The sequence below is a fragment of the Variovorax brevis genome, from assembly GCF_030317105.1.
Taxonomy (GTDB): domain Bacteria; phylum Pseudomonadota; class Gammaproteobacteria; order Burkholderiales; family Burkholderiaceae_C; genus Variovorax; species Variovorax brevis.
Genome location: NZ_JASZYG010000003.1, coordinates 134,116 through 148,813, shown reverse-complemented (window position 1 = coordinate 148,813; position 14,698 = coordinate 134,116). Strand labels below are relative to the sequence as shown.

Annotated in this window: 14 protein-coding genes and 1 tRNA gene; 13 read left to right on the top strand and 2 right to left on the bottom strand. The window is 63.3% G+C overall.

What is annotated here, in order from left to right:
- Positions 1 to 10: 10 nt before the first annotated feature.
- The 8 genes from purD to QTI66_RS09475 all read left to right on the top strand — a co-directional run bounded on the left by purD (position 11) and on the right by QTI66_RS09475 (position 7,360).
- Positions 11 to 1,309 carry a phosphoribosylamine--glycine ligase gene (purD, locus tag QTI66_RS09510; protein ID WP_286559245.1) on the top strand — a complete coding sequence of 433 codons (1,299 nt, stop codon included), beginning with the start codon at positions 11 to 13 and terminating at the stop codon, positions 1,307 to 1,309.
- Positions 1,306 to 2,223 (top strand): oxygen-dependent coproporphyrinogen oxidase, encoded by a 918-nt coding sequence (hemF, locus tag QTI66_RS09505; RefSeq protein WP_286559941.1) that lies wholly within the window; start codon positions 1,306 to 1,308, stop codon positions 2,221 to 2,223. The genes purD and hemF overlap by 4 nt, the downstream gene beginning before the upstream one ends.
- A complete protein-coding gene (gene nadD / locus QTI66_RS09500; RefSeq protein ID WP_286559244.1) occupies positions 2,214 to 2,834 on the top strand; it encodes a nicotinate (nicotinamide) nucleotide adenylyltransferase in 621 nt (206 codons plus the stop codon). Before hemF ends, nadD begins: the two co-directional genes overlap by 10 nt.
- The gene (gene rsfS, locus QTI66_RS09495; protein WP_286559242.1) at positions 2,834 to 3,511 is read left to right on the top strand and encodes a ribosome silencing factor; all 678 of its coding nucleotides are present in this window, start codon (positions 2,834 to 2,836) and stop codon (positions 3,509 to 3,511) included. The genes nadD and rsfS overlap by 1 nt, the downstream gene beginning before the upstream one ends.
- On the top strand, positions 3,508 to 3,975 hold the full coding sequence (rlmH, locus tag QTI66_RS09490; RefSeq protein ID WP_286559240.1) for a 23S rRNA (pseudouridine(1915)-N(3))-methyltransferase RlmH: 468 nt from the start codon (positions 3,508 to 3,510) through the stop codon (positions 3,973 to 3,975). The genes rsfS and rlmH overlap by 4 nt, the downstream gene beginning before the upstream one ends.
- Entirely contained in the window at positions 3,972 to 4,577 is a 606-nt protein-coding gene (locus tag QTI66_RS09485) for a Maf family protein (RefSeq protein ID WP_286559239.1), read from the top strand. The genes rlmH and QTI66_RS09485 overlap by 4 nt, the downstream gene beginning before the upstream one ends.
- Positions 4,578 to 4,581: 4 nt before the next feature.
- Positions 4,582 to 6,111 carry a ribonuclease G gene (rng, locus tag QTI66_RS09480; RefSeq protein ID WP_286559238.1) on the top strand — a complete coding sequence of 510 codons (1,530 nt, stop codon included), beginning with the start codon at positions 4,582 to 4,584 and terminating at the stop codon, positions 6,109 to 6,111.
- Positions 6,112 to 6,202: 91 nt separating this feature from the next.
- On the top strand, positions 6,203 to 7,360 hold the full coding sequence (locus tag QTI66_RS09475) for an AAA family ATPase (RefSeq protein WP_286559237.1): 1,158 nt from the start codon (positions 6,203 to 6,205) through the stop codon (positions 7,358 to 7,360).
- A 633-nt stretch (positions 7,361 to 7,993) separates the two neighbouring features.
- On the opposite strand, the gene msbA is transcribed toward QTI66_RS09475, so the two are convergent.
- The gene (gene msbA / locus QTI66_RS09470; protein WP_286559236.1) at positions 7,994 to 9,787 is read right to left on the bottom strand and encodes a lipid A export permease/ATP-binding protein MsbA; all 1,794 of its coding nucleotides are present in this window, start codon (positions 9,785 to 9,787) and stop codon (positions 7,994 to 7,996) included.
- Positions 9,788 to 9,927: 140 nt separating this feature from the next.
- Between msbA and tolB the strand changes: the two genes are divergently transcribed.
- The 5 genes from tolB to QTI66_RS09445 all read left to right on the top strand — a co-directional run bounded on the left by tolB (position 9,928) and on the right by QTI66_RS09445 (position 13,475).
- Positions 9,928 to 11,244: a Tol-Pal system beta propeller repeat protein TolB gene (gene tolB / locus QTI66_RS09465; protein WP_444814975.1), complete on the top strand. Its 1,317-nt coding sequence runs from the start codon at positions 9,928 to 9,930 to the stop codon at positions 11,242 to 11,244.
- A 20-nt stretch (positions 11,245 to 11,264) separates the two neighbouring features.
- Positions 11,265 to 11,780 (top strand): peptidoglycan-associated lipoprotein Pal, encoded by a 516-nt coding sequence (pal, locus tag QTI66_RS09460; RefSeq protein ID WP_286559235.1) that lies wholly within the window; start codon positions 11,265 to 11,267, stop codon positions 11,778 to 11,780.
- Positions 11,781 to 11,824: 44 nt separating this feature from the next.
- On the top strand, positions 11,825 to 12,517 hold the full coding sequence (ybgF, locus tag QTI66_RS09455; RefSeq protein ID WP_286559234.1) for a tol-pal system protein YbgF: 693 nt from the start codon (positions 11,825 to 11,827) through the stop codon (positions 12,515 to 12,517).
- Positions 12,518 to 12,529: 12 nt separating this feature from the next.
- On the top strand, positions 12,530 to 13,345 hold the full coding sequence (locus QTI66_RS09450) for a tRNA threonylcarbamoyladenosine dehydratase (RefSeq protein WP_286559233.1): 816 nt from the start codon (positions 12,530 to 12,532) through the stop codon (positions 13,343 to 13,345).
- Positions 13,346 to 13,399: 54 nt separating this feature from the next.
- Positions 13,400 to 13,475 (top strand) — tRNA-Lys (locus QTI66_RS09445).
- Positions 13,476 to 13,677: 202 nt separating this feature from the next.
- On the opposite strand, the gene QTI66_RS09440 is transcribed toward QTI66_RS09445, so the two are convergent.
- A complete protein-coding gene (locus tag QTI66_RS09440) occupies positions 13,678 to 14,529 on the bottom strand; it encodes an IclR family transcriptional regulator (protein WP_286559232.1) in 852 nt (283 codons plus the stop codon).
- Positions 14,530 to 14,698 lie beyond the last annotated feature (169 nt).

Sequence of the window (14,698 nt, the reverse complement as noted above, 5' to 3'; positions counted from 1 at the left end):
AAGCGCACGCATGAAAGTATTGGTCATTGGCGGAGGCGGCCGCGAGCACGCATTGGCGTGGCGCCTTGCGCAGGGCAACCGCGTGAGCCGCGTCTATGTGGCACCGGGCAACGGCGGAACCGCAGCCGATTCGCGCTACGAATGCATCGACATCACCGAGCCCGCCGAGCTGCGGGCCTGGGCGATGAAGGAAAAGATCTCGCTGACGGTGGTCGGCCCTGAAGGTCCGCTGGCAGCGGGCGTGGTCGATGAGTTCCGCGACCATGGCTTGCGCATCTTCGGCCCGACGAAGGCGGCTGCGCAACTGGAAAGCTCGAAGGCCTTCTCGAAGGACTTCATGAAGCGCCACAAGATCCCGACGGCCGAGTACGAGACCTTCTCGGACGCGGCCGCCGCCCACGCCTACGTGAATGCCAGGGGCGCGCCGATCGTCGTCAAGGCCGATGGTCTTGCCGCGGGCAAGGGTGTCGTTGTCGCCACCACCGTGGCCGAAGCGCATGAGGCCATCGACTTCATGCTGCTGGACAACAACAAGTTCGGCGTGACGCACAACGAAGGCGGCGCACGCGTCGTCATCGAGGAGTTCCTGCAGGGCGAGGAAGCCAGCTTCATCGTGCTGTGCGACGGCAAGAACGTGACGGCCCTGGCCACCAGCCAGGACCACAAGCGCCTGCTCGACGGCGACCAAGGCCCCAACACGGGTGGCATGGGCGCCTATTCGCCCGCGCCCATCGTCACGGCCGAAGTGCACGCGCGGGCCATGCGCGAGATCATCCTGCCGACCATCAAGGGCATGGAAAAGGACGGCATTCCGTTCACCGGCTTCCTCTACGCCGGCCTGATGATCGACGCGACGGGCCATCCCAAGACGCTCGAATTCAACTGCCGCATGGGCGACCCGGAAACGCAGCCCATCATGATGCGGCTGAAGTCGGACCTGTTCGAAGTGTTCTGGCATGCCACCGATGGCACGCTCGACCAGATCGAGCTGCAATGGGACCGCCGCACCGCGCTGGGCGTGGTGATGGCCGCGGCAGGCTATCCGCTCGCGCCGCGCAAGGGCGATCGCATCTCCGGCATTCCGCATGAAACGCCGGAGGCCGTGGTGTTCCATGCCGGCACCTCGCTCGACAGCGGCGAGCTGCGCACCAGCGGCGGACGCGTGCTGTGCGTCACCGTGCTGGCCGATGGCGTGAAGCAGGCGCAGCAAAAGGTGTACGAAATCGCGGCGCATGTGCGCTTCGACGGTGCGCAATATCGCAAGGACATCGGGCATCGCGCCGTGCATGTGCGCGGCCAGGGGAGCTGATGCAGGCCAACCCCGCAGCCGTCAGCGACTGGCTTCGCGGGCTGCAGCAGCGCATCGTCGCTGCCGTGGAGGCCGCGGATGGCGCCACCTGCGTGCGAGACGCCTGGGAAAAGGCACCCGGCGAGCCCCTGCAAGGCAGCGGCCTCACCTGCATCCTGGAAGGCGGCGAACTCTTCGAGCGCGCGGGTTGCGGCTTTTCGCAAGTGCGTGGCCCGAAGTTGCCACCATCGGCCACGCAGCATCGGCCTGAGCTGGCGGGCGCGGCTTTCGAGGCGATGGGCGTCTCGCTGGTCTTTCACCCGCGCAACCCCTATGTGCCGACGGTCCACATGAACGTCCGCATGCTGGCCGCCTTGCCCCAAGGGGGCGAGCCGGTCTGCTGGTTCGGCGGCGGCATGGACCTCACGCCGTATTACGGCTTCGACGACGACGTACAGCACTTTCATCGCAACTGCCGCGATGCGCTGGCGCCCTTCGGCGACGACAAGTACGCGCGCTTCAAGAAGTGGTGCGACGAATATTTCTTCCTGAAGCACCGCAACGAGCAGCGCGGCGTGGGCGGCGTGTTCTTCGACGACTTTTCCGAACTTGGCTTCGATCAGAGCTTTGCCATGATGCGTTCCGTGGGTGATGCGCTGTTGCCGGCGTACATGCCCATCGTCGAAAAGCGTCGCGCGACGCCGTACGGGGAGGGCGAACGCGCCTTCCAGCTTTACCGGCGGGGCCGCTACGTGGAGTTCAACCTCGTGTGGGACCGTGGCACGCACTTCGGCCTTCAGTCGGGCGGGCGCACCGAATCCATCCTGCTGTCGATGCCGCCGCTGGCCAGTTGGTCCTATCAAAACCAGCCGACTGCCGGCACGCCCGAGGCGCGCCTCTACAGCGACTTTCTCGTGCGTCGCGAATGGATCTGAGCACGCCCCGCATCGGCGTTTTTGGCGGTGCCTTCGATCCACCGCACAACGCGCACGTTGCCTTGGCGCGCGCCGCCGTCGAGCAGTGCGCGCTGGCCGAACTGCGCATCTTTCCGACCGGGCAGGCATGGCACAAGTCCAACCAGTTGAGCGCCGCGCAGCACCGGCTGGCGATGGCGCAGCTTGCATTTGGCGACATGTCCGGGGTGGTGGTCGATGAGCGGGAAATCCGGCGGTCCGGCCCAACCTTTACACTCGACACCCTGCGCGAACTGCAAAGCGAGCGCCCGAAGGCCCAATTGGTCCTCATCATGGGCGCGGACCAGGCAGCCGCTTTGCCAGGCTGGCATGGCTGGCGGGACATTCTTTCGATGGCCATCGTTTCGGTGGCGCAACGCAAGATTCCCGCAGGCTCCGCCGCCGGCTTCGACCCCTTGACCTTGCCTGACTTGCCAGCCGAAGCGCGATTTGAGCGAATCGAACTGCCAACCATGGAGATCAGTGCGACCGGCATCCGGGCGCTCGCGGCGCGCGGAAACGACATTTCCAGTCTGGTCCCGGCCGCTGTTGCGCGCTATATTGACTTACACCACCTTTACCGATCTACCTGATGACCTCTGAAGCCGCCGCCAAAAAAGACACCCAGAAACTCCAGAGAGCCATCGTCGATGGCCTCGAAGACGTCAAGGCGCAGGACATTCAGGTATTCGACACAGAGAGTCTTTCACCGCTCTTCGAGCGCGTGATCGTTGCATCGGGCACTTCCAACCGCCAGACCAAGGCCTTGGCCGCGAGCGTTCGCGATGCGGTGCGCGAAGCCGGCTTTGCCAAGCCGCGCACGGAAGGTGAAGAAAACGGCGAGTGGATCATCGTGGACTGCGGCGCGGCGGTGGCGCACATCATGCAACCGGCCATCCGCCAGTACTACCACCTCGAAGAGATCTGGGGCGAGAAGCCGGTACGCCTGAAGTTCGGTGCCGCCAAGCCGGCCGCGCCTGCGGCTGAAAAGGCTGCCGAGCCTGCCGCGAAGAAGACGACTTCCCTGCGCCGCTCCAGCGCTGCGAAGACGGCCGTGCGCGAGGCCGAGCAGGCTGCGAAGAAGCCGGCCGCCAAGAAGGCTGCGGCCAAGAAGGGCGCTGCCGCCAAGGCACCGGCCAAGACCGCTTCGAAAAAGCCGGCTGCCAAGTCGGCCGCCAAGCCCGTGAAGCTCGTTGTCGGCAAGCCGGTCGCCCGGAAGGCGCCCGCCAAGAAGGCGGCTGCGCGCAAGGCGCCATCGCGCAGGGCATGAAGCTCCTGGTGGTCGCAGTCGGGCTTCGTGTGCCTGACTGGGCTCAGACCGCCTGGGACGACTACGCCAAGCGCTTCCCTCCCGAACTCAAGCTCGAACTTCGGGCCGTCAAGACCGAGCCGCGCGGCTCCAAGACGCTCGAGACGCTCTACGCGGCCGAGCGCGAGCGCATCGAAGCCGCGATTGCCCGGGGCATGCGCGTGGTCGTGCTCGATGAGCGCGGCACCTCGCTCACCACAAAGGCACTGGCCGCGCGCTTGCAGACGTGGCAAGGCGAGGGCGACGATGTCGCGCTCGTCATCGGCGGACCCGACGGGCTGGATCCGGCGTTTCGCGCCGCCGCCCACGAGCGAATCCGCCTTTCCGATCTGACCCTTCCGCATGCGATGGCGCGTGTGCTGCTGGTCGAGCAGCTCTATCGGGCCTGGTCGATCAACGCGGGTCATCCGTATCACCGGGAATGAACAAAGCCTTCATCTACCTCGCGTCGCAGAGTCCGCGGCGCGCGCAGTTGCTTGAGCAGATTGGCGTGAGCCATCAACTCCTGCTGGCGGACCCCCATGAAGACGCGGAAGCGCTGGAACGGGTCCGGCCGCGCGAAGCGCCCGCCGCCTATGTGCAACGGGTGACAGGACTCAAGCTCGACGCGGCGGTCGAACGCTTCGAGCGCAAGGGATTGCCGCCGGCGCCGATCCTGTGCGCCGACACCACCGTCGCCCTGGGCGCCACCATCCTCGGCAAGCCCGAAGACGCGGCCGATGCGCGCCGCATGTTGCGCCTGCTGTCGGGCAGCACGCACCGCGTCCTCACGGCTGTTGCGGTGCAACATGGCAAGAAGCGGCATGCCGCGCTGAGCGTCTCGCGCGTGCGCTTTGCGACCTTGAGCCAAAAGCAGATCGCCGCCTACGTCGACAGCGGCGAGCCTCTCGGCAAGGCGGGGGCCTACGCGGTGCAGGGTCGTGCGCAGGCGTTGATCGAGCACATCAGCGGCAGCTATTCAGGCATCATGGGCCTTCCCATGTACGAAACCGCGCAGATGCTGCGGCAAGCCGGGCTGAACATCTGAAGTCATGCAAGAGATCCTGATCAACTGGTCGCCCCAGGAAACACGCGTCGCGCTCATCGAATACGGGGCCGTGCAGGAACTTCACGTCGAGCGCACCCTGGAACGCGGGCTGGTCGGCAACGTCTACCTGGGCAAGGTTTCGCGCGTGCTGCCGGGCATGCAGTCGGCGTTCATCGACATTGGGCTGGAGCGCACGGCTTTCCTGCATGTGGCGGACATCGTGGCGCCCTTTGCTCCGGGTTCGCGGGCCTCGACGGCGGCGCCGGATCGCGACCATCGCAATGGAAGCGGGAGTGCGGTGCCCATCGAACGGCTGGTGTTCGAAGGCCAATCGCTGCTCGTGCAGGTCATCAAGGACCCGATCGGCAGCAAGGGTGCGCGGCTGTCGACGCAGATCAGCATCGCGGGGCGGCTGCTGGTGTTCCTGCCGCAGGACAACCACATCGGCGTCTCGCAAAAGATTCCTTCGGATCTGCGCGATGCCTTGCGCACGCGCATGCAGACGCTCAGCGACGCGGCGGCCGCGGCGGAGAACAAGGGCGTCCTTCCCGACAGCACCGGTGGCTTCATCCTGCGCACGAACGGCGAGGATGCGACCGACGCCGAACTGGCCGAAGACATCGCCTACCTGCGCAAGACCTGGTCGCGCATTCGCGACCTGTCCACACGCCTGCCGCCCATGTCCCTGCTGCACCAGGACCTGAGCCTGCTGCAACGCGTGCTGCGCGACCTGACCAGCGAAGACACGCAAACCATCCGCATCGATTCGCGCGAGCAATTCGACGTGCTGCTCAAGTTCGGCAACGAGTTCATGCCGACGGCGGCGGGCAAGCTGCAGCTCTACAAGGGCGAGCGGCCGATCTTCGACCTGTATTCGGTCGATGAAGAAATCGCCCGTGCGCTGGGCCGGCGCGTGGACCTCAAGTCGGGCGGCTACCTCGTGGTCGACCAGACGGAAGCGCTGACGACGGTGGATGTGAACACCGGCGGCTTCGTGGGTGCCCGCAATTTCGACGACACGGTCTTCAAGACGAACCTGGAGGCCGCGCAAGCCATCGCGCGGCAGCTGCGGCTGCGCAACCTGGGCGGCATCATCATCGTGGACTTCATCGACATGTCGCGCGACGACCACCGCGAGCAAGTACTGGCGGAGTTTCGCAAGCAGCTGGCGCGCGACCGCACCAAGACGACGGCGGGTGGGTTCTCGCAGCTCGGTCTCGTCGAGATGACGCGCAAGCGCACGCGCGAGTCATTGGCACACATGCTGTGCGAGCCCTGTGCGGCGTGCGGCGGGCAGGGCATCGTGAAGACGGCGCGCAGCGTGGCCTATGACGTGCTGCGCGAGATCCTGCGTGAAGCGCGCCAGTTCACGCCGCGCGAATTCCGGATCGTCTCTTCGCCTCAGGTGATCGAGATGTTCCTGGACGAAGAGAGTCAGCACCTGGCGGGCCTGTCGGACTTCATCGGCAAGCCCATCTCATTGCAGGCTGAGCAGGCGATGGGGCAGGGGCAATACGACATCGTGCTGTTGTGAGTGCCTTCGTTTAGCGGAGGCAGTTACATTCTGCTTCTAGGCGCTTTCCACGTGCAGCTCAATTCCGTTCGTGTTCCCTAAGGTTTGATTCATGATCGTCACACATCTCAAATTGAAGAACTGGCGAAACTTTCGTGAAGTTGACGCACCGTTGCGAGAGCGCACCTATTTGCTCGGAGCTAATGCCTCGGGTAAATCCAACTTCTTGGATGTGTTCCGATTTCTTCGCGATGTCAGTAAACCTCAAGGTGGCGGCCTCCAGAAGGCGATACACGACCGCGGTGGCATTCAAAAGCTTCGCTGTTTACATGCTCGAAAAGATCCAGAGGTAAGGATCGAGGTCCATCTGGCTGACAGTGCAGATGACCCAATCCCTCTTTGGCGGTATGTCTTGGGCTTCAAGCCAGAAGGAAAGGGCGCCCAACGGACCTTGATCTCCGTCGAGCAGGTTTGGCGTGAGGGCTCCAAGATACTTGACCGGCCCGACAAAGATGACAGAAATGACATCATGCGTTTGACGCAGACTGCCCTGGAGCAAATTCAAGTCAACGCGAAGTTTCGCGAACTCCCCACTTTCTTTGGTGAAACCAGTTACCTTCATCTAGTTCCCCAACTGTTGAAGTACGGCGATCTCCTCGGCGGTCAGCGGCTCGAAGACGATCCCTTTGGACAAGGCTTCTTGGAGCGAGTCGCCCAAACGTCCCAGAAAACCCGTGATGCACGGCTCAACAAGATTGAGAAGGCGCTTGCGTTGGCCGTGCCTCAGTTCAAGGAGCTTCGCTACGTGGCGGACAAAACTAACGGCCGTCCGCATCTTGAAGCGATGTATACCCACTACAGACCGAATGCTGGTTGGCAACGAGAGGAGCAGTTCTCCGACGGAACCTTGCGGCTACTTGGGCTGCTGTGGGTATTGCTCGAAGGCGACTCATTGCTCCTATTGGAAGAGCCAGAACTCTCGCTCAACGACGCCATCGTTCGAGAGATTCCAAGACTGCTTCAGCGAATCCAGAGAGACAAGAAGCGGCGCTCTCGGCAAGTGTTAGTGAGCACACATAGCGAAGCTTTACTGAGCAACCCGGGAATTGATGGCCGGGGTGTGCTGCTGCTAGAGCCGGGACAAGAAGGTACAACGGTGCGTCCAGTTAATGATAAGGAGGCGTTCTCGCTAAAGAGTGGCCTTTCAATCGCGGAGGTATTGCTACCAAAAACCCATCCCAAGGCGGCAGAGCAGTTGGGGCTTTGGTGATGACGTGGGTGGTGCTTGCGACAGAGGATGAGTTGAGCGAAGCAGTGGGTCTTTGTTTGGCAGCGGAAGCAGGTTTGGAAATTGGGCAACAACTTCGACGAGGAGGGTCAGGGTACCTAAAGAGCAAGTTGGGAAGCTTTTGCGAGATGGCTGTACATCAGCCAGTGCTATTGTTTACTGACCTCGATCGTGTGAAGTGCGCACCAACGCTTGTTGGCAAGTGGCTTGGCGCTCACAAGCGGCCCGAGAAACTCATATTTCGCGTGGCGGTACGAGAGGTTGAGTCTTGGTTGTTGGCCGATCACGACGCAATGCGAAGCTTGCTGGGCAATCGCATCGGCAAACTACCTCCTGATCCGGATCAACTGCCAGATCCAAAGCGAGCGCTTTTGACGTTGGCTGAGCGCGCGCCGAGGAGCGTGCGTGAAGATCTCATTGCGAGTGAAGGAGCCATTGCATCACAGGGACTTGAATACAACGCGTTGCTTGCCCAGATGGTTGGAAAGACCTGGCGTCCGGCCCGGGCGGCAACTCGATCGGCTAGCCTTGCAAAGGCGCGTGTGCGCCTCCATGAGTTGGCTCAACGGCTTGTGCAATGAATCACCGAATGCTTACTGGGGCCGATTCGCGAACCTAGAGCGTCGCTTCCTGCCCCGCAGGCGCCGTCCGCATCGCCAGCGTTTGCAAACGGGCATAGAGCCCGTCCTGCGCCATCAACTCCTGGTGGCTGCCTTGTTCCGCGATATGGCCGTGGTCCATCACGACGATGCGGTCGGCGTGCTGGATGGTCGACAGGCGGTGCGCGACGATGAGCGTGGTGCGGTTCTGCATCAGGCGCTGCAGCGCCTCCTGCACCAGCCGCTCCGATTCCGTGTCGAGCGCTGACGTGGCTTCGTCCAGCAAGAGGATGGGTGCGTCCTTGTACAGTGCCCGTGCAATTGCCAGCCGCTGGCGCTGGCCGCCGGAGAGTTGCGTCGCGTTGTGCCCCAGCACGGTATCGATGCCTTGCGGCAGCCCGGCGACGTGCGCTGCAAGATTGGCCGCGCCGACGCAGGCCTGCACCCGCGCACGATCGATGTCGGCACCCAGCGCCACGTTGGCCGCCAGCGTGTCGTTGAGCATCACCACGTCCTGGCTCACCATGGCGAACTGCGCGCGCAGGCTTTGCAGCTTCCATTCGCTGATCGCGTGGCCGTCCAGCAGGACGTCACCGCCGCTGGGCAGCACGAACCGGGGCAGCAGGTTGACCAGCGTGGTCTTGCCCGAGCCCGACGGTCCGACGAAGGCCACGACCTCGCCCGGCGCGATGGTGAGGCTCACGCCGTCGAGCGCACGCGCTTCTTCCTCGCCGCGGTAGTTCACGCGGACATTGCGCAACTCGATACGGCCTGCGGCACGCTTTTCTTCGTACCGGCCCTCCGGCTCGGAGGCGACGTTGTCCACCAGCTCGAGCCCGCGTTCCAGCCCGGCGAGCCCGCGCGTGATCGGATTGGCCATGTCCGCCAGCCGGCGAATGGGCGCGATCAACATCAGCATCGCCGCGATGTACGCGACGAAGCCGCCCACGGTGAGTCCTTGCTCACCGCTTTGCCACAGCGCGATCATCACCACCACCGACAGCGCGACGGCGGCCATCAGCTGGGTCAGCGGCGTCATCGCGGCGGAGGCGATCGTGGACTTCACGGCCAGCCGGTTCAGCGTGTGGCTCAGCTTCTCGAAGCGCGCCTTCTGCGATGGTTCGGCGTTGTGCAGCCGAACCATGCGATGCGCCAGCACGTTTTCCTCGACGACATAGGCCAGCTCGTCCGTGGTCTGCTGTCCCAGCTGCGTGAAGTGATAGAGGCGCTTGGAAAACACCTTCATGATCCACGCCACGCACGGCACCAGCAGGCCCACGATGAGTGTGAGTTTCCAGTTGAGGTAGATCAGGTAGATGAGCAGCGCCACCAGCGTGAAGCCGTCGCGTGACAGCCCGAGCAAGGCCTGCACCAGCAGCATCGAGCCGGTCTGGATTTCATAGACGACCGTGTTCGACAGCGCACTCGCCGATTGCTTCGAGAACAGCGCCAGCTCGGCGCCCATCAGCTTGTCGAACAGCACCTGGCGCAAGCCATGCATGCCCTCGTTGGCGATGCGCGAGAGCGCGTACTGGGAGACGAACTGCGCCAGCCCGCGCACGGCAAAAAGCGAAATCACGGCAACAGGCACCATCCACAGTTCCAGCTGGCCCTTCGAGAAGCCGCGATCGAGCAGCGGCTTGACCAGGGCCGGCATCAGCGGCTCGGTGAGCGCCGCCGTCATGGCGGCGATGAGGCCGACCACCCACCAGCGTCGACGCGAGTCTCCGAACCACGTCATCAGACGGGAAAGTCGGCGGGTGAGGGGTGGGCGCGCGGCGGGGGCTGCGGCTGCGGGGGAGGGCTGCATGGCGGCGGATTCTACGGGGCTGCCATTTGTAGGACCCCGCCGACGGATAAACAGTTTGTGACGTGACCATCGAAGCAATGCGTATCATGGAGGGCTAATGCCAAGGGGAAACTTTTCTCCCCGCAATCTCTCCGAACTGCATGATCAAGCCGTTGTCCGCGCACTTTCCAACTCCTTCTTCATCGTTCTCAACCCGCCGCACGCTCATTGCGGCTCTCGCAAGCTCTCCCATCCTGCCTGCGCTCGCGCAGTTCAGGGTTGAAGTGTCGGGCGTCGGGTTGACGCAGTTGCCGATTGCGCTGGTTCCCTTCAAGGGGCAGGATGCGGCGCCGCAAAAAATCTCCACCATCGTGCAGGCCGACCTCGAGCGAAGCGGTCAGTTCCGCGGTGTGGACGCCTCCGGCCAGGCGCTGGATGAAAGCTCGCGCCCCGACCTGACCCTGTGGCGCCAGCGCACCGCCGATTCATTGGTGGTGGGCAGCGTGACGCGCCTTGGCGATGGCCGCTACAGCGTACAGTTCCGCCTGTGGGACGTCGTCAAGGGACAAGACCTCGGCGGCCAGAGCTACACCGTGCCGCAGGCCGACCTGCGGCTTGCATCGCACCGCATTGCCGACTACGTCTACGAAAAGCTCACCGGCGAGCGCGGCATCTTTTCAACGCGCATTGCCTACATCACCAAGGCCGGCACACGCTACAGCCTGTGGGTGGCCGATGCCGACGGCGAGAACGCGCAGGCGGCGCTCAACAGCCCCGAGCCCATCATCTCGCCGCGCTGGTCGCCCAATGGGTCGCAGCTGGCCTATGTGTCCTTCGAGTCGCGCAAGCCTGTGGTCTACGTTCACAACGTTGCCAGTGGACAGCGTCGGCTGGTGGCCAACTTCAAGGGCAACAACAGCGCCCCGGCGTGGGCACCTGACGGCGGCACGCTGGCCGTGACGCTCAGCCGCGACGGCGGCTCGCAGCTCTACACCATTCCTTCGGGCGGCGGCGAAGCGCGGCGGCTGACGCAAAGCAACAGCATCGACACCGAGCCGGTGTATTCGGCCGATGGCCGGACCATCTACTTCGTGAGCGACCGCGGCGGCTCGCCACAGGTCTATCGCATGGGCGCCAGCGGCGGAAATCCGGAGCGGGTCACCTTCACAGGCTCTTACAACATTTCTCCATCCATCAGCGGTGACGGCCGGTGGTTGGCCTACATCTCGCGCGTCGGCGGTGCATTCAAATTGCACGTCATGGAACTTGCGAGCGGCACCGTGACCGCCCTGACCGACACCACCGCCGACGAACGCCCAAGCTTTGCGCCCAACAGCAAATTGATCGTCTACGCGACGGTGCTTCAGGGGCGCGAAGCTTTGATGACCACAACACTGGACGGAAAAATCAAGGCACGGCTGGCGGGGCAGGCGGGAGACATACGGGAACCGGACTGGGGTCCGTTTCAAAAGCAATGATTAACCAGAGGAGTTCAAGAATGTTGAAACGTACGATCTATTCGTTGGCCATCGTGGCGCTCATCGCAGGATGTTCGTCCAGCACCAAACTCAGTGACACGCCGGTGGTGGATCGCGGCGCGGCGGGTGGAACCGGTGGTGCGGCCAGCAGTGTGGCACCCGTGTCGATTGATCCGAACGCGCAAAACGCGGCCGGACCGGTGGGTGTTGCGCGCATCGTGTATTTCGACTTTGACAGCTACACGATCAAGCCCGAGTTCCAGTCGCTGATCGACGGCCACGCACGCTTCCTGAAGGGAAGCCCGCAACGCAGCATCGCGATCGAGGGCCACACCGACGAACGCGGTGGCCGCGAATACAACCTGGCGCTGGGCCAGAAGCGCTCCGAAGCCGTGCGCCGTGCGCTCACGCTGCTGGGCGTGAACGAAACCCAGATTGAAGCGGTGAGCTTCGGCAAGGAAAAGCCGGCGGCTCAGGGCACCGGTGAAGACGTTTGGGCGCAAAACCGCCGCGCCGAGATCGTCTACCGTCGATGAACCCCGCGTTCAGCCTGCGGCGAGCAGCCCTCGCCGCAGCATTCATGTGTGCCACCGTAGGCGCGCATGCGGCCTTGTTCGAAGATGACGAGGCCCGCCGCGCCATTCTGGATCTGCGTACGCGCGTGGAAACCATGCGCGAGCGCTCGACGGAAGAAAACGCCCAGTTGCGCCGCAGCCTGCTGGAGTTGCAAACGCAGATCGAAGCCATGCGCAACGACATGTCGCGCCTGGTCGGCAAGAACGAAGAGCTGACCAAGTCGATCGCCGACATGAAGCAGCGACAAAACGATGTCGACGAGCGCATGAAGAAGAACGAGCCGGCCAAGGTCAACGTGGACGGCCGCGAGTTCACGGCCGACCCCAAGGAAAAGGCCGACTTCGACGCTGCGCTGGGCATCTTCCGTGCGGGCCAGTTTCCTCAAGCGCAGACCGCGTTCGCGGAATTCGTGAAGCGCTATCCGCAAAGCGGCTACAACCCGTCGGCCTTGTTCTGGCTTGGCAACGCGCAGTACGCCACGCGCAACTACAACGAGGCGATAGCGAACTTCCGCTCGATGCTCTCGCTGGCGCCCGACCACGCGAAGGCGCCTGAAGCCGTGCTGTCGATTGCGAACTGCCAGATTGAGCTGAAGGACACCAAGGGCGCACGCCGCACCCTGGAAGACCTGGCCAAGGCTTATCCGCAGTCGGAAGCGGCTCAGGCCGGTAAAGAGCGCCTCGCGCGCCTGAAGTAAGCACTATTCGCCATGCTCACTGCGATGCCCATCGCGCCAGAAGCGGTCGCGCCTGCCGACCTGGCGCGCCGGTTCTCCGGACTGGAGCGCCTGTACAGCGTGCAGGGGGCTGCGCGCGTGCGCGCGGCGCATGTTCTGGTCGTGGGCATTGGCGGGGTGGGTTCGTGGACGGCGGAAGCGCTGGCTCGAAGCGGCGTGGGGCGACTCACGCTCATCGACCTCGACCATGTGGCCGAGTCGAACATCAACCGGCAGATTCATGCGCTGGAATCGACGGTGGGCCAAGCGAAGGTGCTGGCGATGCAGGAGCGCATTGCGCAGATCAATCCTGAATGCAAGGTGCTGCCGCTCGATGAGTTCGTCGAACCCGGCAATTGGATGGAACTGCTGGACACCGCACGGCAGGGCAATGGCGAAGTGTCGGCTGTCATCGACTGCTGCGACCAGTTGCGCGCCAAGCTTGCGATGGCGCAGTGGGCGCGCGAAACGAAGTCGCAATTCATCACCGTGGGTGCGGCGGGCGGCAAGCGCAAGGCGCACATGGTCGACATCGAAGACCTTGCACAGGTCACGCACGACCCTTTGCTGGCCCAACTGCGTCAGCGCCTGCGCAAGGAGCACGCCGCGCCACGCGAGGGACGCAAGATCGGCGTGACCTGCGTGTTCAGCCGCGAGAGCGTTGCGCCGCCCGATGCGTCATGCGCGATCGACGGTGACGGCACGCTCAACTGTCATGGCTATGGATCGGTGGTCGCCGTGACGGCGACCTTTGGTCAATGCGCCGCAGGGTGGGCAATCGACGAAATCGCTCGTGCCGGCGCGCTATAATCTTTGGCTTTGCTGAACACAAGGTCAGCAAATCCAGACAAAAAGAAAAAGAGTGGGACGTTAGCTCAGTTGGTAGAGCAGCGGACTTTTAATCCGTTGGTCACTGGTTCGAATCCAGTACGTCCTACCACAAAACCCGCGTGGATACTGAAAAGCCTGCTATCGATTCGATAGCGGGCTTTTTCTTTGGCCTTTTCAATCATCATCCACTCAGCAGTCGGGATGGCGGCGACCTGACGATCAAGAAAATCGACGGCTGAGGGGATTCGTACGCTTGGCGCAATGGACTCCAAGACCGGGTGCCTGCGCATCGGAATCGAGCCACAGTGACGCTACTGTTGAACATGCCTGGTCCGGAATCCCGACGCAGCCGCGCCGCGCCATCCCAAGCGGCCCGAGATCTCCGATGCCGCATCCCTAACGGCTTGTGCGGCGTCCGAGTCCCACTGCGCCGGAAAGTTGTCTTGATGCCCCAACGCCGTGAGCACGATCACGGCTTCGCCTTCGTGATCGAAAACCGGCGCACTGAACGCATTGACGCCGGGAATGGGCTTTCCCTCGGCACGTGCGACTCCATGTTCCCGAAGCTCCGCCACGGCTTCGCGCAACTCCCTGGCCTTCGCCTTCAATAGCGGCGTCTTGTGGCCCTCTGGATCTCCCAAGGCCATCCCTGTCGCTTTCTCGATGCGATCGAGGGGCATGACGCCCGCGAATGCGCGGCCGGTGGCCGTTCCAAGAATGGACATCACGGTTCCCGCGCGCATCGAGACATGCAGCGCCTCACGGGCGTCGATCATCCGGATGATCGTCGGCCCGAAGTTGCCCCAGACGGCCAGTGCGACCGCATGTCCGGTCGATGCAGCAAGCTGCTGGGCAACAGGCAATGCAACCTTGACGGGATCCAGCTGGTGCAGGCAGGTCAGTCCCAGTTGCAGCGCTGCCGGCCCCAGCGCATAGCGGCCCGTTTCCGGCTCCTGCTCGATCAGCCTGAGCTTTCCAAAACTCACGAGGTACGGGTGGGCACGAGCCGCCGGCAGGCCGGATTGGCTCGAAAGGTCCCTCAGGGTCAAGGGCGTCGGGCTGTTCGCCAGGGCAAGCAGCAAGCGTCCGCCCACCTCGATGGATTGGACCGCCCGTTGCTCCTTGTCTTCTTTCACCGCTGGTTCGGGTTGGGGTTCGCGCATGACGGCTTTCAAGTTGTCTTCGGCCGAGTTTGCCTACGGCGAGGGCGTTTGCACCTTGCAAATGAAATTTACTGGCCGCCTTGACATTGCATACCCAAGGAAACCAAGGGAAAACCCCTAGCCTACAAGCTGCAAATGCATTTGCCATAAACAAACTCAGGACCAATAA